Here is a 22,612-nt window from a genome sequence, read left to right as displayed (position 1 = left end):
TTTTGCCTCAAGAGGGCTGATGCTTGAAAAAACGTCTGTTCGTTACGGGCCTCGGCGGTTTCGTGGGACGTCATATCAAATCGCGCCTGGATACCTGCGCTTGCACGTGGCAAGTGATGCCCGTGTCCGCTCGCTACGACCTCACTGATGGCAAGACCCTGGAAAATCTCTGGTCGCACGTGCCTGATGCGGTGATACACCTCGCCGGCCAGACATTCGTTCCCGAAGCCTTTCGCGATCCGGCGCGCACTCTGCAGATCAATCTGCTTGGCACCCTGAATCTGCTTCAGGCCCTCAAGGCCCGGGGATTCACTGGCACGTTCCTGTATGTCAGCTCCGGCGATGTCTACGGCCAGGTCGGCGACCACCAGTTGCCGATTACCGAATTGCACACTCCCGCACCACGCAACCCTTATGCCGTGAGCAAGCTTTCCGCCGAGCTGCTGAGCCTGCAATGGGGCATGAGCGAAGGTTGGCCTGTGATCGTGGCGCGCCCGTTCAATCACATCGGCACCGGGCAAAAGGACAGTTTTGTCATTGCCAGCGCCGCCCGGCAGATCAGCCGTATCAAGCAGGGCCTGCAACCACCCCGCCTGCAAGTGGGGGACATTGACGTCACCCGCGATTTTCTCGATGTAGACGACGTGATCTCGGCCTACCTGGCGCTGCTGGACCAAGGTACGCCAGGACAGATCTACAACATCTGCTCGGGTCGCGAGCAGAGCATTCGCAGCCTGATCGAATACCTGGGCGATCTTGCCCAGGTCGATGTGCAACTGATCCAGGACCCCGCGCGTCTTCGCCGCGCGGAACAACGACGCGTGTGTGGCAGCCCTGCCAAGCTCCGACAAGCCACTGGATGGACACCTGAAACAACAACACAACAATCCTTGCGGGCGATCCTGTCCGACTGGGAGATACGGGTACAAAAAGAATGAAAAGTGCATTGATCACAGGGATAACCGGCCAGGATGGCGCGTATCTGGCCAAGTTGTTGCTCGACAAGGGGTATAAGGTCCATGGTCTGGTGGCGCGACGCAGCAGCGATTCACGCTGGCGTCTGCGAGAGATGGGTATCGAAGACGCGATCGTTTACCTGGATGGCGATATGGCCGACGCCTGTTCGGTGCAACGGGCGGTCATCAAGGCCGCACCGGACGAGGTGTACAACCTGGCGGCCCAGAGCTTTGTCGCGGCCTCGTGGGACCAACCGGTCACCACGGGCATCGTCGACGGGCTGGGGGTGACCCACCTGCTCGAAGCCGTTCGCCAGTTCAGTCCGGGCACCCGCTTCTACCAGGCGTCCACCAGTGAAATGTTCGGCCTGATCCAGGCCGAGCAACAGGATGAACATACGCCGTTCTACCCACGCAGCCCTTATGGCGTCGCGAAGCTGTACGGACACTGGATCACCGTCAACTATCGCGAAAGCTTCGGCCTGCATGCCAGCAGCGGCATCCTGTTCAACCATGAATCGCCCCTGCGCGGCATCGAGTTCGTGACCCGCAAGGTCACCGACGCGGCGGCCCGCATCAAGCAGGGCAAGCAGCAGGAATTGCGACTGGGCAACATCGACGCCAAGCGCGACTGGGGCTTTGCTGGGGATTATGTCGAAGCCATGTGGCTGATGCTGCAGCAGGACAAACCCGACGACTACGTGGTCGCTACCGGCGTCACCACGACCGTGCGGGAAATGTGCAGGATCGCCTTCGAACATGTGGGCCTGGATTACCGCGACTTCGTGAAGATCGACCCGGCGTTTTTCCGCCCGGCCGAGGTCGAGGTGCTGCTCGGCAACCCGGCCAAGGCGAAAAGAGTCCTGGGGTGGAAGCCCAGGACCGATCTCGACACCCTGATCCGCATGATGATGGATGCGGACATGAAACGCGTCGCCAAGGAGTAGGCCATGCTGATTCCCGTGATTCTCTCCGGCGGTGCCGGGACGCGGCTGTGGCCGGTATCCCGCGAGGGCCAACCCAAGCCGTTCATGCGCCTGCCCGATGGCCAGTCCCTGCTGGGCAAGACCTACCGTCGCGCCGCCAGCCTGTTCGATGGCCGGGGCGACATTGTCACCGTGACCAATCGCGAGTACTACTTCCAGAGCCGCGACCACTATCAAAGCGCCAATCTGACCCGCCATCGCGGTCATTTCGTGCTCGAACCCACAGGTCGCAACACCGCGCCGGCCATCGCCACGGCGACGCTCGCGGTGCAGGCCATGCATGGGGACGATGCCATCCTGATGGTGATGCCTGCCGATCATCTGATCCGCGACGAAGCCGCTTTCAAGGCCTCGGTGGAGCACGCCATGGAACTGGCCAAAGGCGGCCACCTGGTGACCTTCGGCGTACTGCCTGCCACGCCGGAAACCGGTTTCGGCTATATCGAACGGGGCAAGCCCCTGGATACCAAAGGTGCGGCCAAGGTCGTGCGCTTCGTCGAGAAACCCGATCTGCAGACCGCCACTCAGTATCTGGAGAGCGGTCGGTTCCTGTGGAATTCGGGCATGTTCTGTTTTTCCGTCAAGACCCTGCTCGCCGAGTTGCAGATCCACGCCCCCGAACTGCTCGAACAGGCCCGGGCCTGCGTGGCGGTCAGCACTGCCGTGGAAACCTCGGGCTGCGTGCAGCAGGAGCTGTCCGCCACCCATTTCGCCGAGATGCCGGATATCTCCATCGACTATGCCCTGATGGAACGCTCCGGCAATGTCGTGGTGATCCCGGCGGCCTTCGACTGGAGCGACATAGGTTCCTGGAGCGCCGTCGCCGGGCTGGTGCCCGCCGATGCCCAGAACAACCGCGTCAGCGGCGAGGCGCTGTTTATCGACAGCCGGAACAATTACGTCCAGGGCGAAGGCCGGCTGGTGGCCACACTGGGTGTGGAAAACCTGATCATCGTCGACACCGCCGACGCCATCCTGGTCGCCCACGCCGACCGCGCCCAGGACGTACGCTGCGTGGTACGCCAGCTCAAGGACAAGGAGCACGAATCCTACCGCCTGCATCGCACCGTCAGCCGCCCCTGGGGCAGCTACACCGTGCTGGAACAGGGCCCGCGCTTCAAGATCAAGCGCATCGTGGTCAAGCCCGGCGCGGCACTGTCACTGCAGATGCACCATCACCGCAACGAGCATTGGGTGGTGGTCGAAGGCATGGCCAAGGTCACCAATAACGGCTCCGACCCACACCTGGTGGCCAAGAACGAATCCACGTTCATCCCCGCCGGACATCGCCACCGCCTGGAAAACCCGGGGGTGATCGACCTGGTGATCATCGAGGTGCAGAGCGGCGAATACCTGGGCGAAGATGACATCGTCCGCTTCGAAGACCACTACGGCAGGGCCGTCTGATGCTGCTGACCCTGCATCGCGCCCTGTGGGGCTATCGCGGCTTCATCCTGGGCAGCGTCAAGCGCGAATTCCAGGCCCGGTACCGCAACTCGCTCTTCGGCGCGCTGTGGACGGTGCTCAACCCGCTGTCGATGATCCTGGTCTACACCGTGATCTTTTCCCACATCATGCGTGCGCGCCTGCCGGGGGTGGAAGACGGCATGGCCTACAGCGTCTACCTCTGCGCCGGCTTGCTCACCTGGGGTTTCTTCGCGGAAATCACTACCCGCAGCCAGGGCATGTTTCTGGAGAATGCCAATCTGCTGAAGAAGATCAGTTTCCCCAGGATCTGCCTGCCACTGATCGTGCTGCTCAACGCGGGGATCAATTTCGCGATCATCCTCGGGCTGTTCCTCGGCTTTCTCCTGTTGACCGGCCGCTGGCCTGGCATGGCGTTGCTGGCATTGCTGCCGTTGCTGGCGGTGCAGATGATATTCGCCGCAGGGCTGGGCCTGCTGCTGGGGATCCTCAACGTCTTTTTCCGCGATGTGGGGCAGTTGTTCGGCATCTGCCTGCAGTTCTGGTTCTGGCTCACACCGATCGTTTATCCGATCACCATCCTGCCAGAGCCGATCCAGCGATTGCTGGCCCTCAATCCCATGACCGCACTGATGCAGGGCTACCAGAACCTGTTTCTTTACAACCAGTGGCCGGCCTGGCAGTCCCTGCTGCCGTTGCTGGTCGCCGGGTTGCTGCTGTGCGTGCTGGGCTTGCGGATGTTTCGCCTGCGCGGCGGTGAAATGGTGGATGAACTCTGATGGGATATTTGCACGTCAGTGGCCTGGGCAAGGCCTACAAGCAGTATCCGAACCGCTGGAGCCGGCTGTTCGAATGGCTGATCCCCTTTTCCCGCCAGCGCCATCAGTTGCACTGGGTCCTGCAGGGGGTGGATTTCGAGATCCAGCCCGGTGAAGCCGTGGGGATCGTCGGCGTCAACGGCGCGGGCAAGAGCACGTTGCTCAAGATGATCACCGGCACGACCCAACCCACCTGCGGCCACATCCGGCTGCAGGGGCGTGTCGCCGCGCTGCTGGAACTGGGAATGGGGTTTCACCCGGACTTCACTGGCCGCCAGAACGCCCTCATGGCCGGTCAGTTGCTGGGCATGCAGGTCGAGGAGATCGAAACGCTGATGCCGCAGATCGAAGGGTTTGCCGAGATCGGCGACGCCATCGACCAGCCGGTACGAACCTATTCCAGCGGCATGCAGATGCGCCTGGCGTTCAGCGTCGCCACCGCCCGACGCCCGGACATCCTGATTGTCGACGAGGCCCTGTCGGTCGGCGATGCCTACTTCCAGCACAAGAGCTTCGAGCGCATCCGCAGCTTCCGCAAGGCCGGGACCACGCTGTTGATCGTGTCCCACGACCGCTCGGCGATCCAATCGATCTGCGACACCGCCATCCTGCTGGAAAACGGGCGCATGGCCATGCGCGGCAAGCCGGAAGAAGTGATGGATTACTACAACGCCATGCTGGCCCAGCGCGAAGGCCAGGTCGTGCGCCAGGAGATGCTCGCCAATGGCCAGGTGCGTACCATCTCCGGTACCGGCGAAGCCGGCATCCTCGACGTTCAATTGCTCAACAGCCAGGGACAACCAGTGGAAGTGGCTGAAGTCGGCCAGCCCGTGGTGTTGCAGGTCCGGGTCGAAGTGCGCCAGGACATCGAGCGGCTGGTGCTGGGATTTTTGATCAAGGACCGCCTGGGACAACCCATGTACGGCATCAATACCCATCGCCAGGACCAGGCCGTGACCGACCTGGTGGCCGGCGAACACGTCACTTTCCGTTTCAGTTTCGACATGCGCCTGGGCAAGGGCAACTATTCCGTGGCGTTGAGCCTGTCGCGCCTGGATTCACACCTGGATCGCAATTTCGAGTGGCGCGACTACGGGTTGGTGTTCCACGTCATCAACAACCGTCAGGAAGACTTCGTCGGCTGCTCCTGGCTCCAGGCCCGTACCAGCATCCAGAGGCAAGGCCTGTCCACCGCCCAGGCATTACCGCAAGAGGAGCTGCCATGACGCGCCTGTTGGTGGAGTGCACCTATGTCTATGAACATCCCAAGGCGAACTCCGGCATCCAGCGGGTGGTACGTAACGTCATCCGTGAACTGCCGACGAAGGGCCAGGGGCGCGAATGCTTGCCCGTGGTGATGTTCCGGGGCGAGATCTACGAAGTGAAAAGCCTCGCGCCGCTGCCAGACAGGGGACTGGACCTGGTCAGCCTGCGCGGGCGCCTGGAACGAGCCGCCAATCTCTTCTGGCTCGCGCAGCGAACCCTCGAATCGCGGCGGCCCTTCAACCAGTCGCTGTGGGCCCGACGCTTGCTCTACGCAGGCTGCCGGCTGTTTGCCTTTGGCTGCCTGAGCATTCCGATTCGCCTGATCGACCGCCTCCTGAGACATAAACCGGCCCCGGCGCGCATCGTGCCCCTGCAACATCGGGCCGGCGACACCCTGGTAATGCTGGACTCCTCCTGGCACGCGGACTTCTTTCCTCTGGCCGAGCAGCTCAAGCGCGATGGCGTCCGGATCGTTTCGGTGATCTACGACCTGATCCCCCTGACCCATCCGCAATTCTGCGACGAAGGACTGGTCAAGGTGTTCAACCGCTGGTTCGACTGGATCGCCCGCACGGCTGACGGCTATGTCGCCATTTCCGCCACCATCCGGGACCAGGTACGCCAGGAAATGGTGCGCCGTATCGGCGAACAGCGCGTGGAGGAGCGCTGGTTCGACTATTTCCACCTGGGCAGCGAACTGGACCTGGCGGACGCCGATAGCGCCATTGACCGGGAGCTACAGCGCCTCTTCGAGCAGCCCGAACCGGTGTTCCTGATGGTCAGCACCATCGAACCACGCAAGAACCACGCATACCTGCTCGATGCATTCGAACGGGCCTGGGCTGCCGGCTCGCTGGCACGGCTGTGCATCATCGGGAAGATCGGCTGGAAATGCGAAGCCCTGATCGAACGCATCCGTCGCCATCCACAACTGCATCGACGCCTGTTCGTGTTCAACGATGCCTCGGACCAGAGCCTGGAACACGCTTACCTGCAAGCCACCGCATTGGTGTTTCCATCCTATGTGGAAGGCTTTGGCCTGCCGCTGGTCGAAGCCATGCAGCGCGGGCTTCCGGCGATGGGCAGCGACATCGAGGTGTTTCGCGAAATCGGGGGTGAATTCATGGCCTATTTCGATCTCGACGATCCTCAAAGCCTGGCGGACCTGGTCACCGGCATGGAGCACAGCGGCGTATTTCCGGCCGCCCGCCCCTTGGATCAATGGCAATGGTTGAGCTGGCGCCAGGCCAGTGAGCAACTGGTGGAACGCATCGAGCGACACAGCGGCAACGGGGTCGTCGACAGGGAACCGGTATGCGGATAGCCCTCAATGCACGAATCCTCAGGGGACCTCGCACCGGCATCGGCCACTATGTGGCGGAGCTGGCCACGGCCCTGGCCCGGGAACCGGACGTGCAGCTGTCCTTGTTCCATGGCTGGGGCTGGAGCTCGGAGTTGCCGCAAGCGACCCTGCCGGGTTATTCGCGCCTTGCTCCCCTGCTTCGACAGGTTCCAGGCGCGTATCGGGCGCGACGCTGGATGGAGCAGCGGCGCTTCGATCAACGTCGCTGCGAGACCATCGACCTGTACCACGAGCCAAGCCTGTGGCCGCTGGCTTTCGAAGGGCCTACGGTCATGACCCTGCATGACCTGACTCACCTGCGCTACCCCGAGACGCAGCCGCCGGCGCGGCTCAGGGAAATCGAGCGGCGGCTGGACCATGCGGTGCAACAGGCGCAGTTGATCCTGACCGACTCGCAGTTCATCGCCGATGAAGCCCAGCGGCATTTCGGCCTGCCGGCCGAGCGCCTCAGGGTTGCCCCGCTGGGGGTTGCGGCGCGCTTCCACCCGCGCAGCCCAGAGGCGGTCGACTCCGTGCTCAAGGCCCATGGCCTGGAAGCAGGCCGCTACTTCCTATGTGTCGGCACCCTGGAACCGCGAAAGAACCTGTCGCTAGCCCTACGGGCGCACGCCAGGTTACCTGAATCCATCCGTCAGGCTTTTCCTTTGTTCATAGTAGGAATGAGCGGATGGCAACACGCACAACTCAACGACGAGTTGAAAAAGGCCATGGCCAGCGGTCATGTTTGCCTGGCAGGTTACCTGCCCGATGAACAGGTCGCCCATTTACTGGCGGGGGCCAGGGCATTGATCTTCCCATCGCTGTATGAAGGCTTCGGCCTTCCGTTGCTGGAAGCCATGGCCAGCGGCATACCGATCATCACGACCCGTTGCTCGGCGATGCCGGAAGTGGCCGGGGAAGCAGGCAATTATTGCCAGCCCGACGATCCGCAAGGCATGCGCGACGCCATGTGCCGATTGATAGAGGACCACTCGCACTGGCAGGTGTGCCGGGAAGCGGGATTGCAACAAGCGGCACTTTTTACCTGGGAACGCTGTGCGAAGGTCACCGCCCACGCGTATCGCCAGGTTCTGGGAGGTTGAATGCGAGTCCTGCACTTTTACAAAACCTATTTGCCTGACTCCATGGGTGGCATCGTGCAAGTCATTTTCCAACTGTGCGAAAGCAGTCACCGGTTGGGTATCGATAACACCGTCCTGGCCTTGAGCGAGCATCCCGCCTCAGGACCGATCAGGATCCGACAGCATGACGTCCATCAGACCCGAATGGATTTCCAGCTGGCTTCAACAGGTTTCTCCTACAGCGTATTCAGGAAGTTTCGCGAGCTGGCGGCCGAAGCCGACGTGATCAATTACCACTTCCCCTGGCCAATGATGGACCTGGTGCACTTCTGCAGTTCCATAAAAAAGCCCTACGTCGTGACCTACCATTCGGACATCGTTCGCCAGCGGCACCTGCTCAAGTTGTATCGTCCCTTGATGCGGCGCTTTCTCAACGGCGCCGATCGCATCGTCGCAGCGTCTCCCAACTATGTGGAGACCAGCGAGGTACTGAAGGCGTACCGCGACAAGACCCGGGTCATCACCTATGGCCTGAACAAGGCCAGTTACCCACAGCCCGACGCCGAGCGCATGGCCCGGTGGAAAGCGAAACTGGGTGAACGCTTCTTCCTGTTCGTCGGTGTGATGCGTTACTACAAGGGCCTGCATATCCTGCTCGACGCCCTCAAGGGGGTGGACTACCCGGTCGTCATCGTGGGAGCAGGCCCACTGGAAAAGGCATTGCACGCCCAGACGGCGGCGCTGGGGCTGCGCAATGTGCACTTTCTCGGCTACCAGGGGGACGAGGACAAAGTGGCCCTGCTGGAACTGAGCTACGCCATCGTGTTTCCTTCGCACCTGCGCTCCGAAGCCTTCGGGATCTCCCTGCTCGAAGGCGCGATGTACGGCAAGCCGATGATCTCCAGCGAGATCGGTACGGGCACCAGCTACATCAATATCCATAACGAAACCGGCCTTGTCGTCCCCCCCAGTCAGCCCGAGGCATTGCGTGAGGCGATGCGCACCTTGTGGGAAAACCCCACCAGGGCCCAGGAAATGGGTATCAAGGCAGAAGCCCGCTACAAGCAGTTGTTCACCGCTGAAGAAATGGGCCGCAAATGGGTGGAGTTGTATGAAGGGCTGCTGCAGGAAAAAGCGCTCAGCTATGCCTGAAAAGGTCTTTCTGCGAAGGGGAAACAAGCCAAAGGGGTGAGAGGAACCGTCCCCCCACCCCAGATGATGACCACTTCTTCAGGCATGTGCTTGCAGGCCGACGGCGGTACGCGGCATGCCCACGAACCCTGGCAAGGCTTCGATGCGCGCCAGCCAGGCACGCACATGAGGGTATTGCTCGAGGGATACATTGCCTTCCGGAGCATGGGCAATGTAGGTGTAGCCAGCGATGTCGGCAATCGTCACGGCATCACCCGCCAGATAAGCGCTACCACCCAGATGCTGGTCGACCACCTTGAGCAATGCGTGGGAGCGGGCAATCACATCTTCGGCGTTGTAAGACGCGCCGAACACCGTGATCAGGCGTGCGGTGGCTGGCCCCGAATGAATCGGCCCGGCCGCCGCCGACAACCAGCGCTGCACCTGGGCAGCACCGACCGGATCGGTGGGCAGCCAGCGACCTTCGCCATATTTCTGTGCCAGGTACACCAGGATGGCGTTGGAATCGGCCAGTATCACTCCGTCATCGTCAATCACCGGCACCTGCCCGAACGCGTTGATGGCCAGGAAATCCGGTTGCTTGTGCGCGCCTTTGGCCAGGTCGACGAAGATCACTTCGACAGGCAGATCGAGCAGCGAAAGCATCAGCTGGACACGATGCGCATGGCCGGAAAGGGGGAAATGATAGAGCTTGATGGGTTTCATGGGGCGACTCCGCTGGAAGTGACGCCATCAGCAGAACGGCGTCGATGGGGTCATCTTCCCCTTCCACCGGACATCGGAGAATCACCCGGAAACGCAATCCATCATTTCACCAAGAGAAATAATGCCTCAGCCTTTCAAGGCCGGGTGTCTGCGCAGAGCGTTAACCGTGAAATCGACAAAACTGCGAACCCGCGCCGGCGCATTGCGCCCTCCCTGGTACACCACGTGAATCGGCAGGGGCGGCAGTTCAAAGTCGGCCAGCACGATTTCCAACGCACCGCTCTGGACCTCACCCGCCACCTGGTAAGACAGGACCCGCGTCATCCCCAGGCCTCGACAGGCCGCCGTGATGGCGGCCTGGTTGGCCGTCACCACCAGGCGGGGCACTGGCCGGACCGTCAACGGTTGCCCGGCGTCGAGGAAGGTCCAATGCCTGATCTGGCCAATGGCCGAAGATGCCACCACCGGCATGCGCTCCAGATCCTCCGGATGCCGGGGCCGGCCATGGCGAGTAAAGAAATCCGGGGATGCGCAAACGACCCGTCGTACTTCGCCGACACGCACCGCATGCTGGTTGCTGTCCGGCAACTCGCCGATCCGCAAGGCAACGTCCATGCCCTCTTCCACCATGCTGACAACTCGATCCAGCAGCAAGGCATTGACGCTGACCTCGGGGTACTGCTGCAGGTAATCCACCAGCACCGGGGTAACGAATGATTGGCCGAACAGCACGGGGGCGGTAATCGTCAGCTGTCCGCGGGGCTGGGCGTGACTGCCGGCCGCCGAGTCTTCTGCCTCCTGCAGGTCGGTCAGGATCCGCCGACAGTCCTCGAGGAAGCGTTGGCCTGCTTCGCTCATATACACATTACGAGTGGTGCGTACCAATAAAGGCGTGCCAATGCGTTGTTCCAACGCGGCCACCGCACGGGTGACACTGGCTGCCGACAATCCGAGACGCCGCGCAGCCGCGGAAAAACCCGACTCCTGGGCCACGGCGACAAACACCTGCATTTCCTGGAACCTGTCCATCCATCCCCCGACGAGAAATCCTGATACAAGTTTTGTGCGCGCCCGAAGCCGCACCGCACGGCCATTGTAGAGGCTCGGGCAAGCGAACCACAGCGCAACGCGCCAGGACAATCGGCCATAGACGGCTTCGCTTGTTACCATTCCCTTTTCAATGACAAGTCAAAACCCTGTGGACAAGCCTGCTTCCCAGGGTTGGTGTGCGGCTGACTCCCTTCAAAGGCCTGTTTCATGAACAAGACTTACCGTGCTTTGACCCATCCCCTCGCCTCCCTTGTCGCCCTGGCCGGATGCGTATTGCTCGTTCCTCTGGTCATGCGCCTGGCGTTGGGCTGGTCCGAGCCCCTGGGTTACCTGTCGGACCTGGGCAGCGGCGGCTTGCTGATCGCGCTGCTCCACCGTCGTCCCGGATGGTTGGTACTGCCCGTACTGCTGGCCTGGAGTGCACTGACATTGGCCAATATCGAACTGATCAGCGCGGTCGGTCGAATGCCCAACCCTTCGGACCTGCATTACCTGCTCGACCCGCAATTCGTCGAGAACTCCACCAGCGGTGGCTTCGCCCATCCCTGGCTGGCAGCCCTCCAGCTGACGGCGCTGGTGCTCTGGCTGGCGGTCCAGAAGACTAGCCCACCGCCCCTGGCGCCACGCTTGCCACGCCACGCCTGGGCATTGCCCACGCTGCTGTTGCTGGCCCACGGCGCGGTGCAATCCTGGCGCCCCAGCGAGGCAGACCAGTGGAACCTGTTCAACCTGCCCCATCAGCTCGTGACCGCAGGCATTGCCGCCGGGCAGGAACGGGCCCAGCTATGGCTCGACGGCGGTGAAGACGTCCTCACTCCACCAATGGAAGGCCTTACCCGGCTGGACCTCGATGGACAAAGACTGCTGGCAGCGCCGGGGCAGGCGCGCAACGTCCTGATCATTGCCCTGGAAGGCATCCCCGGCGCCTACATAAGCGCCAACCGCCAGGCGTTGAAAAGCAGCTACCAGGAAGACCTGATGCCGCGCCTCAGTGCCTGGGCCGAACGCGGCATGAACACCCCCGATTATGTCCTGCATAGCCACCAGACCATTCGTGGCCTCTATGCAATGCTATGTGGCGACTACGACAAGCTCGACGACGGCACACCCAAGGGTGTCGAGATGCTGAACCAGACCCAGCGCAACCGGGCCTGCCTGCCGGCGCAGCTGCGCCAGCACGGGTTTTCCACTCACTTCCTGCAAGGGGCTGGCCTGCGGTTCATGGCCAAGGACCGGATCATGCCGCATATCGGTTTCGACACGACCCTGGGCATGGAGTGGTTCACCAAGCCGGCCTACCTGGATTTCCCCTGGGGCAAGGACGACAGGACATTCTTCGAAGGCGCGCTGAACTACGTCGGGCAGCTGCAACAAACGGACAAGCCCTGGATGCTCACCCTGCTGACGGTCGGTACGCACCAGCCCTATTCCGCGCCGGAAGACTATTTGCTGCGCTACGACACTGCCAAGCAGGCCGCCGTGGGTTACCTGGACGATGCCCTGGACAGTTTCCTGGCGGGCCTGGAACGTCAGGGCATCCTGGAAAATACGCTGGTGGTCATTACCTCGGACGAGTCCCACGGGCTGGACGACATACGCCTGGCATCGTCCTGGGGGTTCAACCTGACGCTGGCGCCGGAACCGTTGCCCAGGATCAAGCCCGGTGTGCACGGCCATGTGGACCTGACCGCCTCGGTCCTCGATTACTTCGGTTTTGCGGTGCCTACGTCACTGTCCGGCCGCTCGCTGTTCAGGGACTACGCGACGGGTCGGGAAATCATGTCGTTCACCAACGGCAAGCTGCGTTATCACGACGGCAAGGGCACGTTCACCGAATGCGACTTCCTGCAACGGTGCCGTTATTACGCCAGCGAAGGCTTCATCGCCGACCAGGCCACCTATGCCGGGCAATACAGCGGCCGGCGCGCCAGGTTGATCAAGGCCCGGGCCGTGGCACTGGACCAGACCCTGCTGCCCACGCCCCTGAACCAGCGCTATCAGTTCGGCAGCTCCGAGAGGATCCCGCTTCCAGCCCAGGTTTCCAACGACTGGACCGATAACCTGATCGGCGCCCAGTACCTGGAAATGCCCAAGGGTTCCCAGACCCGTGTCAGCCTGAATATCCGCGCCGTGGACGCGAACCATGCGGCCTACATTTCCCTCAAGGCCAAGGAGTTCGAACGGGATGTGCCGATGGACCTGCCGACAGACGTGGCGGTAACCTCCGATCAGCCGCTGGTGATGGACATCAGTTTCGATAACCCTCAAGCGCGCAAGGCGTTTTCCTTCCACTTGCTGGGCCATGGGGAGGGTGCCATCGAAATCAGTGACTTCAGCGTCGTCACCGAACTGCCGGAGCAGACGGACCAGCCGGAATACCTGGACGACATGCAGGACGACAGCGAAGCGCAATCCAGTTGAACAAAAAACGCGCAGTCACTGGATGTGGCTGCGCGTTTTCTGTTCAGGGCGTTGATCGATCAGTCATTGACCAACTGCATGATCTCGAACGCGTTCAGCGCCGCACCACGCAGCAGTTGGTCGCCGCTGATGAACAGGTCCAGCCCGTGCTCGCCATAGATCAGGTTGTAGCGGATCCGCCCGACTTCCACGGCGTGCTTGTAGGTAGATGTCATCGGCATCGGGTAGATGCTCTTCGCAGGCTCATCCACCACCTCGACCCCCGGCGCGGCGCGCAACAATTCGCGCACCTGCTCCAGTGACTTGATCGGCTTGCTGAAGCGCAGGCTCAGGCTCTCGGCGTGGGAGCGCAGGGTTGGCACCCGGACGGCGGTGGTGCTGATGGCCAGTTCCGGCTCGTCCAGGACCTTGCGCAGCTCCCAGACCACTTTCATTTCTTCACGGGTGTAGCCGTTGTCTTCGAACGAATCGACCTGGGGAATCACGTTGAACGCCAGGTTATGGGCGAAGTTCTCGCTGCCGTCCTGATCGCCATAATCGCTGAAGGCCTTGGCCTTCTCCCGCAGTTCCAGCATGGCCGGCTGACCCGCACCGCTGGCGGCCTGGTAGGTGGAGATGATGGCGCTTTCCAGCCCATAGGTGTCATGCAGCGGTCCCAGTACCATCAGCGCGATGGCCGAGGAGCAGTTGGGGTTGGCGATGAGTTTCTCACCCTTGTAGCGCTGGCCGTTGATCGGCGGCACCAGCAGCGGAATGTCCTTGTGGTAACGGAAAGCCGACGAGTTGTCGATGACATAGGAGTTTTCGGCCAGACGCTCGCCATATTCCAGGGCGAAGGAGCCGGAAACACACAGGAAAACGATATCGCACGAGGCACAGCCTTCGACCGAAAAGGGTTCGATCAGGTGCTCGGTATTGCCCGCTTTCAAACGCTTGCCCGCCGAACGCTCAGAGGCCATGCAGACCACTTCGTAATCGGTGTTCTCAAGCAATTGCAGCATGGTCATGCCCACTGCACCGGTACAACCCACTACGGCCACTTTCTTCATTTCGACTCGATTCCCTTATCCAAAACCTTATCCGACAAACCCGCGCCGCCAGGCGGCGGCACGGGCAGGTACGTCATGCCGTGCGCATCTGCACGGACAACCTGGCGGCTGCCGCTGCGCGCTGGACCCGGATGGAGTTCCAGGTAAACAGCGCAAGCGCCAGCCAGATGAACGAGAAAGCCGCCAGTTTCAACGACGAGACCGGTTCACCATAAACGAACGCCGCCAACAGGAAGTTGCAGATTGGCGGGACAAATTGCAAGAAGCCCAGCGTGATCATCGACAGTTGCTTGGCAGCCAGACTGTACCACCACAAAGGCAATACTGTGATCAGCCCCGTCGCAACCAGCAGCAGATCCCGGGTACCCGACTGCAGGAACTGATGCCCCATCCCCTGGGCCTGTGCCCAGAGCAGGAACACTGCCGCGAACGGCAACAGTACCGCGATTTCGAGGGTCTGGATGACCACCGGATCGCCGGGAACCTTCTTCTTGAAGATGCCGTAGAAGGAATAGCAGAAGCCGATGACCAATGCGATCCAAGGGAAGGAATGCAGGTTCAGCAGCTCGAACGCCATGAGGGTCACGCCCGTGACGGCCAGGAAAATGGCCCAGGTCTGCAAGGTCGTGAGGCGCTCCTTGAAGATCAACCGCGACACCACCATGCTCATGATCGGGCTGAGGAAATAGCCGAAAGCCACCTCCAGCACCCGCCCGGTCATGATTCCGTAGATGTACATCAGCCACCACAGCCCCAGCACGGCGGATACGGTGAGCACGTTGGTCGGGCGAACCGTCTTGAGGGTGGAACGCAAGGTTGCGACCCGTGCGGTCACCAGTACCAGGGCCACGAGAAACAGCTCGGCGAACACCACCCGCCACGACAGCAGGTGGTAGGCGTCGAGACCGGCCAGGGGCTTGTACCAGAGTGGGTAGGATCCCCAGAGCAGTGTGGCGCCCAGCCCGAAGGCCACGCCTTGCCCGGATTCGTTCTTGACGGTCATTGACGTACCTCACTGTTGAGTTTGCGCTCGATGCCGTCCCAGTACACTTCCATCAGGTGCAGGTACTGTTCGATGCCCTCGGCGAAAAGACGACGCTCCTCCGGGGTCTGCAGGTGCTTCTCCATGACGTTGAACACGGCATTGGAGTGGCCGACTTCGACTTCCATGTGCAAGGTCCAGAAGAAACGGCCGCGCTCGCTCACGCCTTCCTTGATCAAGCCGTCGTTGTACTTGGAAACCATCGACGCCGACATCGCTTCGTCGGCGAACAGGCCGCCCAGCGCCTTCTGCAGCGGTGGCTTGCTGTAGAGCGCGCAGATACCGTCGTTCAGGGCCTGGGTGCTGGGGAGGCACTTGTAGGAGTCGATCTGCTCTTCGCTGATGCCCTTGTCGAGCAGGAACTTGCGATACAGGTCCGAGTGGGACTGGGTTTCGCCCAGTTCGTCACGGGCGTTGAACGCGATGGTGCGCAATACCGCTTCGTCGCGGGTGATGGTGGAAATGCCACACACGTAGAACGGCAGGTACTTGAAGTAGTGCAAGGTCTCCAGGTACAGCACCTTGCTCTGCTCCGGCGGCAGGCCGTGCTGCGCGTAAGTATTGAGGAACGGGTGTTCGGTGGCCCGGTGCTTGAGGATGTAGTCGATCTGCTCATCCATGAACAGCTTGAGCTCCAGGTCGACACCTTCGTTGCGCACGACGTAGGCGGTTTCGGATTGAAAGGTTTCTTGAGTAATGGACATGGCCTGCTTCCTTGAGCCCCGGGGGCAACGTTGATTCGAATAGAAAACCGGACGGACACCCGTCCGCCCGGTCGTTCACTGGTCAGGCCTCTTCGGCGGTCCTGGCCTTGGTATCCCAGATCACTTCGATACTTTCATGGGCCACGTCGGTGCGGCGGTCGTGGGCGCTGGCCCAGCAGGTGTTGAGAATGATGCGGGTGGTTTCCTGCTGGATCGGCACGACGTGGTGCAGGGTGGTATCGGACTTGAGGAAGTACACGTCGCCCTTGAGGTGGTGATAGGACTTGATCGGATTGTTCAGGATGTATTCCCAGATCCGTGGGTTCTGTTTGTCCCATTCGCTGTGCGGCACGCATTGCAGGACGCCACCGATCGCCGGGTCCTCGGGGGCCTCGATGATCCAGATCATGGTGTAGGGGTAGTCGCCCCAGTGCCAGCCGTGGGTATCGCCTGGATGGCTCAGCTTGGTGATCAGGTACTGCTCCTGCTCCCAGCAGGAGGCCAGGTCGTCGCCGGCGATGTTGCCCAGGAAATTGCGCAGCGATTCAGATTTGTAGAGCGCCGGAATGTATTGGCCACCCTCGGCGATTTCCGGTTGGTTGACGTTATACATCTTGCGATAGGTATTACCGGTCGAGGGAACGGTGACATCGCGACGGACCGAGTACTCATCCAACAGCGCATGAACTTCAGTGTGAACGTTCTGCAGAAGATCCTTGGGGAGAAACGAGAAATTCTTGAAGTTGAAATACCCATCGCGGCGAAATTCATTACGAATCTGCTTCATGCGGTTTTCGTCTTGCAAGAGGGCCTGGAAGTGTTTGGAAAGTTGCTGCTCCATTACCTCGACTACCAGGCTGGATTTTTGTTCGCTCATTTATCGCTCCATTCCATTGTTATCGGTCGGTTGTACAAATCCATGTGGGCACCGTGCATCACGGTTTGCTCAGGGCCCACGAAGAAAACACTTTCCTGTTTTGCAGACTCATCAGCGGACCGGTCATCAGCGTCGTGATGATGGTCATGATCACCAGGGCCGTGAACAGCCCGTTCCCGATGATGCCCATGTCCAGTCCGATCTTGAGCACCACCAGTTCCATCAGCCCGCGGGTGTTCATCAGGGCGCCGACGGTCAACGATGTCGACCAGGAGCACCCCACCAGCCGAGCGCCCAGCCCACTGCCGGCGACCTTGCCGACCACTGCCACCAGGAGGATTACCAGCAATCCCAGGAGGCCCAGGCCGGAGAACGCCGAAGCGGTGGTGCTCAATCCCGCGAGCGTGAAGAAACAAGGCATCAGGATGATCAGCGAGACGTGCTCCAGACGTTCGATGATCATGTCCAGCAACCGCTGCTCCCGTGGCAGGCATAGCCCGAACAGGAAGGCGCCGAACACCGCGTGCACCTGAAGTGCATGGGTCAGGCTGCCGTAGATCAGCACACCGGCCAGCAACGCCACCAGCACCATGGGCTGTGCGAGACGTCCTTCGGCGGCGAGCCAGCGGGCCAGCAGTGGCTTGAGCACCAGGAAAGAGAACGCCACCAGCAGCAACAGACAGGCGCCACGGGCTGCCAGCGCCATCCAGTTACTGTCCTGGCCGTTCACCATCGCCACGGCGGCAATCAGCATCCAGGCCACCACATCGCTCATGGCGGCGGCCAACAAGGCAATCGCTCCGGTTTGCGTGCCGAGCATCCCGCGCTCCTTGAGGATCCGCGCCAGCACCGGAAAGGCAGTGACCGAGAACACCGTGCCGATGAAAAGGACGAAGCTCAGCCTGGAGACCTGGGGCGTGGCGAAATGCTCGAATAGCCAGGGGGCAATCGCGGCGCCCAGGGAGAAGGGAATGACAATGCTGAAGCAACCGATGATGATCGCCTTTAAACCAGTCCGGCTCTGGGTCAATGGGAAACGGAACTCGGCACCGATGACGAACATGAACAATAGAATGCCCAGTTCACTCAGTACCTTCAGTTGGGTAATGGCCTGACTATCGAATAGTTGTTGATGGAATACCGGAAACAACTGCCCCAGTACGACGGGCCCCAATACGAAACCGGCAATCATCTCCCCAACCACTTGAGGTTGCCCCAAGCGATTGAATACCGCGCCCAGAAGCTTTGCCGACAACATCACAAACAGTATCTGGATCAGCAACATAGTCCATTCCTTCACAACGTCCAGGTTAATCCGGATACAACCGTCAAACTTCCGCAACGCCATCGCCAGCCAGACAACATCCTTGAGAAACCTCAATGGGGCGCGCGCGCATCAACCATTCGTTCAATCGATTTTTTGTATAAAGCAGGAATAATTCTGGAAGGTGACAATCCCTACCGGTGTGTTGGGGTGGACACCGGTCATGCGACTGTCACCTTTGTAAGGTGCAACCGTCTTGTTTTTTCCTGATTGCCTGTCAGCGATTGTAGGGACATGGGCCAGTCCGCTACAGTGCAGCAGACGACAATAAACGGTGATTTTACGCCAAATGCACGCTCAACCCGGAACCGTGGCCATCCTTGTTTATGAAGGCCTGTGCGTCTTCGAATTCGGTATCGCCCTGGAAATATTCGGCCTGCCTCGTCCAGAGCTGGATGTCCCCTGGTACAGCCATCGGATCGTCGCAGTCGATCCGGGGCCGATGCATGCCTTGGGCGGCCTGCAGATCTCCGTCGATGCGGGGCTGGAAGAGCTTGAAACGGCACAGACCATCGTCGTCCCCGGCTGGCGCAATCGTCGTGATCCGCCCCCAGAAGCCTTGCTGCAAGCCATCAGGAGGGCCCATGCCCGGGGCGCCCGCCTGCTGTCGATCTGCTCGGGGGTGTTCGTGCTTGCCGCTACCGGATTGCTCGACGGCGAGACGGTGACGACCCATTGGCAATTTTCCCGCGAACTGGCCGAACGCTTCCCGCTCATCAAGGTGGACCCGAACGTGCTGTATGTCGACTCCGGGCAAATCATCACCTCCGCCGGCAGCGCAGCGGGCATCGATGCCTGCCTGCACCTGATCGCCCGGGATTTCGGCACCCATATCGCCAACTCCGTGGCTCGCCGCCTGGTCATGGCCCCGCAGAGAACGGGGGGCCAGTCGCAATTCATCGTCGCGCCCGTATGCAAGTCGCCTCGCAACGAGCTGAGTCGCGTGCTGCAGTGGATCCGCGAAAACCTGGATAAGCCCCTGAGCGTGTGCGAGATGGCGGCCCGCGTTGCCATGAGCGAGCGCACCTTCCTGCGTCGCTTCATTGAAACCACGGGCCTTTCACCCAAGGCCTGGCTGCAACAGGAACGACTCAACCGTGCCAGGGAACTGCTGGAAACCACCGACCAGAGCACAGCCGGTATCGCCCAGGCCTGTGGCTATCGGTCGGTGGAAAGTTTCCGGGCGGCGTTCAGGAACGCTGTCGGTTTGCCGCCGTCGGCCTATCGGGAAAGGTTCGGCGGCGGCGAGGTCAGCACTCAGGCGGCCTGGGTGGCCAACTATTGAAGCCATACAGGCGCTCTGCCGGATCTAATCCAACAGCCGATGCAATTTGGCGTACTGCAGCAGCATGATGGTCTTGCCGTCGCAGATTTCTCCGGTCTCGATCATGCCGAGGGCCTGATCGAGCGGGAGTTCCAGCACTTCGATCTCCTCGCCCTCGGCCTCAAGCCCACCGCCCTCGTGTTGCTTGTCTTCGTCGAAATATTCGCCGACGAAAAAATGCACCCGTTCGGTCACCGACCCCGGGCTCATGAATGCGTCGAACACCTTGCGCACATGCTGGACGACGTAACCGGTTTCCTCCTGGGTTTCCTTGCGGATGCAGGTGTGCGGATCGTCATTGTCCAGCAGGCCGGCGCAGGTCTCGATCAACAGGCCATCGTGCCCGTTGACGAAAGCGGGGAAGCGAAACTGCCGGGTCAGCACCACGGTCTGCTTGGCCTTGCTATACAGGAGGATAGTGGCGCCATTGCCGCGGTCATACGTCTCGCGCGTCAGCTCGCGCCACTGGCCATTGCGGCCGAGGTAGTCATAGGTAGTCTTGCGCAGCACATACCAATTGTCCGAGAGGACCTCGACCTGCTTGATACGGACACGATCCCGGGTATTGCTTGCCTGTGTCATTGAGCCGCTCCATCAGGATGAAAAACCAAAGGCACGATAGCGCACCTGCCAGCCTGTCGACTTGAACAGACAACAAATCGTGCCGGACGACTTCCTGATAGTCTTGTCCATGCCTCACCGGCCCAGGCAACTGGAGAAGACCCCGCCCCCTGGAGATAGGAAAATGACTCCCTTCAAAGTCAGTCATATCGACCATGTCGTACTGCGTATTCTCGACATGGACCGCAGCCTGGAGTTCTATACGGAAAAACTCGGATGCCCCATCCAGAAGCGTCGCGATGACCTGGGCATGATTCACCTCGCCGCAGGTTCTTCGCTGATCGACCTGGTGGACCTGAACGGTCCCCTCGGCCGGGAAGGCGGCGGATTCGCCGATCATCAGCATTCGAACGTGGACCACGTCTGCCTGCGCATCGAACCGTTCGTCGAGGAAGATATCCTTCAGTACCTGGCGTCGGTAGGCGTACCGGCGGAGAAAGCCGCCACGCGTTACGGGGCTGAAGGCAACGGTCCGTCCATCTATTGCCATGATCCGGATGGCAACAAGGTGGAGCTGAAAGGGCCTCCTGTTTCAGGCCCTCGGGGATGAGGTGCGCCGGATAGATCCGTTTGCGTAAGCACGTTAACGGCAGGGCGGCTTAAGCGTGTGTGTACAGCCACCCGGCGCAACCCACTCACTCCACCGTCACAGACTTCGCCAGGTTGCGCGGCTGGTCCACGTCGGTGCCCTTGAGCACCGCGACGTAGTACGACAGCAACTGCAGCGGGATGGTGTAGAGGATCGGCGACAGGATGTCGTGGATGTGCGGCATATGCACCACGTGGGTGCCTTCGCCATTGCTCATCCCGGCCTTTTCGTCGGCGAAGACGATCAACTGGCCCCCACGGGCACGCACTTCCTGCAGGTTTGACTTGAGCTTTTCCAGCAGTTCATTGTTCGGTGCCACGGTGACCACCGGCATGTCGTTGTCCACCAGCGCCAGCGGACCATGCTTGAGCTCGCCGGCCGGATAGGCCTCGGCGTGGATATAGGAAATCTCCTTGAGCTTGAGCGCTCCTTCCATCGCCACAGGAAACTGCGCACCACGCCCGAGGAACAGGGTGTGGTTCTTCTCGGCGAACAGCTCGGCGATTTTTTCCACGGTGCTGTCCATCGCCAGCGCCTCGCCCAGGCGAGCCGGAAGACGACGCAACTCTTGCACCAGCCTTGCCTCGACGCCCGCCGCCAGCGTGCCACGTACCTGGCCCAGGGACAGGGTCAGCAACAGCAAGCCCACCAGTTGGGTGGTGAACGCCTTGGTGGACGCCACGCCGATTTCCCGGCCGGCCTGGGTCAGCAGGGTCAGGTCGGACTCACGCACCAGTGAACTGATGCCGACGTTGCAGATCGCCAGGCTGGCGAGGAAACCCAGTTCCTTGGCGTTGCGCAGCGCCGCCAGGGTATCGGCGGTTTCGCCGGACTGGGAAATGGTGACGAACAAGGTGTCCGGCTGTACCACCACCTTGCGATAGCGGAATTCGCTGGCCACTTCGACCTGGCACGGAATACCCGCCAGCTCTTCCAGCCAGTAACGGGCAACCATGCCGGCGTGATAACTGGTGCCGCAGGCGACGATCTGCACATTGCGAACCCTGGCGAACAACTCGGCCGCTTGTGGACCGAACGCCTGGACCAGCACCTGGTTCTGGCTCATGCGGCCTTCGAGTGTGCGTTGCACCACGGCCGGTTGCTCGTGGATTTCCTTGAGCATGAAATGGCGGAACTCGCCCTTGTCGGCGGCCTCGGCGCCGTCACGGTACTGGACGGTCTCGCGCTCGACGGCTTTGCCATCGAGGTCCCAGATCTGCACGCTGTCCCGGCGGATGTCGGCGATGTCACCCTCTTCCAGGTACATGAAACGGTCGGTGACCTGACGCAGCGCCAACTGATCGGACGCCAGGAAGTTTTCCCCCAGGCCCAGGCCGATCACCAGCGGGCTGCCGCTGCGGGCCGCCACCACGCGATCTGGCTGACTGGCGCTGATCACCGCCAGGCCATAGGCACCGTGCAGTTCCTTGACAGTCGCCTTGAGCGCCACGGTCAGGTCAGCCAGTTCCTTGAGCTTGTGGTTGAGCAGGTGAGCGATGACTTCGGTATCGGTGTCCGACGTGAAGACATAGCCCTGGGCCTTGAGCTGTTCGCGCAGGGCTTCGTGGTTTTCGATGATGCCGTTGTGCACCACCGCCAGATCACCGGAGAAATGCGGGTGGGCATTACGCTCGCAAGGCGCTCCGTGAGTGGCCCAGCGGGTGTGGGCGATGCCCAGGCGACCGATCAGTGGCTCGGCGTCCAGCGCTTGCTCCAGCTCGCTGACCTTGCCCGGACGACGCATGCGCATCAATTGTTCATCGTTGGTGAAAACCGCCACGCCGGCGCTGTCATAGCCGCGGTATTCCAGGCGCTTGAGGCCTTCGAGCAGGATGGCCGTGATGTTGCGTTCAGCGACGGCACCGACGATTCCACACAT

The 22,612-nt window shown here is 61.1% G+C and carries 20 protein-coding genes; 11 read left to right on the top strand and 9 right to left on the bottom strand.

The features are described 5' to 3' along the window. The first annotated feature begins 23 nt into the window (after positions 1 to 23). From BW992_RS07280 to BW992_RS07245, 8 genes are read left to right on the top strand one after another with little or no spacing between them, the layout of a single operon-like run. On the top strand, positions 24 to 938 hold the full coding sequence (locus BW992_RS07280; protein ID WP_072397406.1) for a GDP-mannose 4,6-dehydratase: 915 nt from the start codon (positions 24 to 26) through the stop codon (positions 936 to 938). Beyond that, positions 935 to 1,903 carry a GDP-mannose 4,6-dehydratase gene (gmd, locus tag BW992_RS07275; protein ID WP_072397407.1) on the top strand — a complete coding sequence of 323 codons (969 nt, stop codon included), beginning with the start codon at positions 935 to 937 and terminating at the stop codon, positions 1,901 to 1,903. The genes BW992_RS07280 and gmd overlap by 4 nt, the downstream gene beginning before the upstream one ends. A 3-nt stretch (positions 1,904 to 1,906) precedes the next feature. Continuing rightward, the gene (locus tag BW992_RS07270) at positions 1,907 to 3,349 is read left to right on the top strand and encodes a mannose-1-phosphate guanylyltransferase/mannose-6-phosphate isomerase (RefSeq protein WP_072397408.1); all 1,443 of its coding nucleotides are present in this window, start codon (positions 1,907 to 1,909) and stop codon (positions 3,347 to 3,349) included. After that, complete coding sequence (locus BW992_RS07265; RefSeq protein WP_072397409.1) at positions 3,349 to 4,146, top strand: ABC transporter permease; 798 nt, start codon at positions 3,349 to 3,351, stop codon at positions 4,144 to 4,146. The genes BW992_RS07270 and BW992_RS07265 overlap by 1 nt, the downstream gene beginning before the upstream one ends. Next, positions 4,146 to 5,411 carry an ABC transporter ATP-binding protein gene (locus BW992_RS07260; RefSeq protein ID WP_072397410.1) on the top strand — a complete coding sequence of 422 codons (1,266 nt, stop codon included), beginning with the start codon at positions 4,146 to 4,148 and terminating at the stop codon, positions 5,409 to 5,411. Before BW992_RS07265 ends, BW992_RS07260 begins: the two co-directional genes overlap by 1 nt. After that, positions 5,408 to 6,775, top strand: coding sequence for a glycosyltransferase family 4 protein (locus tag BW992_RS07255; protein WP_076405880.1), 1,368 nt, complete (start codon positions 5,408 to 5,410; stop codon positions 6,773 to 6,775). The genes BW992_RS07260 and BW992_RS07255 overlap by 4 nt, the downstream gene beginning before the upstream one ends. Continuing rightward, on the top strand, positions 6,766 to 7,896 hold the full coding sequence (locus BW992_RS07250) for a glycosyltransferase family 4 protein (RefSeq protein WP_076405878.1): 1,131 nt from the start codon (positions 6,766 to 6,768) through the stop codon (positions 7,894 to 7,896). Before BW992_RS07255 ends, BW992_RS07250 begins: the two co-directional genes overlap by 10 nt. Beyond that, the gene (locus BW992_RS07245) at positions 7,897 to 9,027 is read left to right on the top strand and encodes a glycosyltransferase family 4 protein (RefSeq protein ID WP_072459056.1); all 1,131 of its coding nucleotides are present in this window, start codon (positions 7,897 to 7,899) and stop codon (positions 9,025 to 9,027) included. Between the two features lie 78 nt (positions 9,028 to 9,105). On the opposite strand, the gene BW992_RS07240 is transcribed toward BW992_RS07245, so the two are convergent. Then, complete coding sequence (locus BW992_RS07240) at positions 9,106 to 9,732, bottom strand: glutathione S-transferase family protein (protein WP_076405876.1); 627 nt, start codon at positions 9,730 to 9,732, stop codon at positions 9,106 to 9,108. A 126-nt stretch (positions 9,733 to 9,858) separates the two neighbouring features. Next, the gene (locus BW992_RS07235) at positions 9,859 to 10,761 is read right to left on the bottom strand and encodes a LysR family transcriptional regulator (protein ID WP_072397436.1); all 903 of its coding nucleotides are present in this window, start codon (positions 10,759 to 10,761) and stop codon (positions 9,859 to 9,861) included. 228 nt (positions 10,762 to 10,989) lie between these two features. Between BW992_RS07235 and BW992_RS07230 the strand changes: the two genes are divergently transcribed. Beyond that, positions 10,990 to 13,203, top strand: coding sequence for an LTA synthase family protein (locus BW992_RS07230; RefSeq protein ID WP_083714545.1), 2,214 nt, complete (start codon positions 10,990 to 10,992; stop codon positions 13,201 to 13,203). Positions 13,204 to 13,262: 59 nt separating this feature from the next. Here the strand turns inward: BW992_RS07230 and BW992_RS07225 are convergent, their stop codons facing one another. The 5 genes from BW992_RS07225 to BW992_RS07205 form a co-directional block, all read right to left on the bottom strand. Further along, complete coding sequence (locus BW992_RS07225; protein WP_072397455.1) at positions 13,263 to 14,252, bottom strand: aspartate-semialdehyde dehydrogenase; 990 nt, start codon at positions 14,250 to 14,252, stop codon at positions 13,263 to 13,265. A 73-nt stretch (positions 14,253 to 14,325) separates the two neighbouring features. Then, a complete protein-coding gene (gene rarD / locus BW992_RS07220) occupies positions 14,326 to 15,255 on the bottom strand; it encodes an EamA family transporter RarD (protein WP_072397457.1) in 930 nt (309 codons plus the stop codon). Next, entirely contained in the window at positions 15,252 to 15,998 is a 747-nt protein-coding gene (locus BW992_RS07215) for an iron-containing redox enzyme family protein (protein WP_072397459.1), read from the bottom strand. The genes rarD and BW992_RS07215 overlap by 4 nt, the downstream gene beginning before the upstream one ends. A gap of 82 nt (positions 15,999 to 16,080) precedes the next feature. Then, positions 16,081 to 16,875, bottom strand: a complete 795-nt coding sequence (locus BW992_RS07210; RefSeq protein WP_072397461.1) for a HalD/BesD family halogenase — start codon at positions 16,873 to 16,875, stop codon at positions 16,081 to 16,083. A 58-nt stretch (positions 16,876 to 16,933) separates the two neighbouring features. Then, positions 16,934 to 18,160: a cation:proton antiporter domain-containing protein gene (locus tag BW992_RS07205; protein ID WP_072397471.1), complete on the bottom strand. Its 1,227-nt coding sequence runs from the start codon at positions 18,158 to 18,160 to the stop codon at positions 16,934 to 16,936. A 328-nt stretch (positions 18,161 to 18,488) separates the two neighbouring features. Between BW992_RS07205 and ftrA the strand changes: the two genes are divergently transcribed. Then, positions 18,489 to 19,484, top strand: coding sequence for a transcriptional regulator FtrA (ftrA, locus tag BW992_RS07200; RefSeq protein WP_072397473.1), 996 nt, complete (start codon positions 18,489 to 18,491; stop codon positions 19,482 to 19,484). A gap of 24 nt (positions 19,485 to 19,508) precedes the next feature. Here the strand turns inward: ftrA and nudK are convergent, their stop codons facing one another. Continuing rightward, on the bottom strand, positions 19,509 to 20,105 hold the full coding sequence (gene nudK, locus BW992_RS07195) for a GDP-mannose pyrophosphatase NudK (RefSeq protein ID WP_072397475.1): 597 nt from the start codon (positions 20,103 to 20,105) through the stop codon (positions 19,509 to 19,511). A gap of 163 nt (positions 20,106 to 20,268) precedes the next feature. Here nudK and BW992_RS07190 point away from each other — a divergent pair, with 163 nt between their 5' ends. Beyond that, positions 20,269 to 20,694 (top strand): VOC family protein, encoded by a 426-nt coding sequence (locus BW992_RS07190; RefSeq protein ID WP_072397477.1) that lies wholly within the window; start codon positions 20,269 to 20,271, stop codon positions 20,692 to 20,694. A gap of 85 nt (positions 20,695 to 20,779) precedes the next feature. Here BW992_RS07190 and glmS read toward each other — a convergent pair whose 3' ends face one another. Further along, positions 20,780 to 22,612 carry a glutamine--fructose-6-phosphate transaminase (isomerizing) gene (glmS, locus tag BW992_RS07185; RefSeq protein WP_076405874.1) on the bottom strand — a complete coding sequence of 611 codons (1,833 nt, stop codon included), beginning with the start codon at positions 22,610 to 22,612 and terminating at the stop codon, positions 20,780 to 20,782.

Source organism: Pseudomonas sp. 7SR1, from assembly GCF_900156465.1.
Taxonomy (GTDB): Bacteria; Pseudomonadota; Gammaproteobacteria; order Pseudomonadales; family Pseudomonadaceae; genus Aquipseudomonas.
The sequence above is the reverse complement of the archived record's forward strand: the minus strand, read 5'-3'. Positions and strand labels throughout refer to the sequence as shown.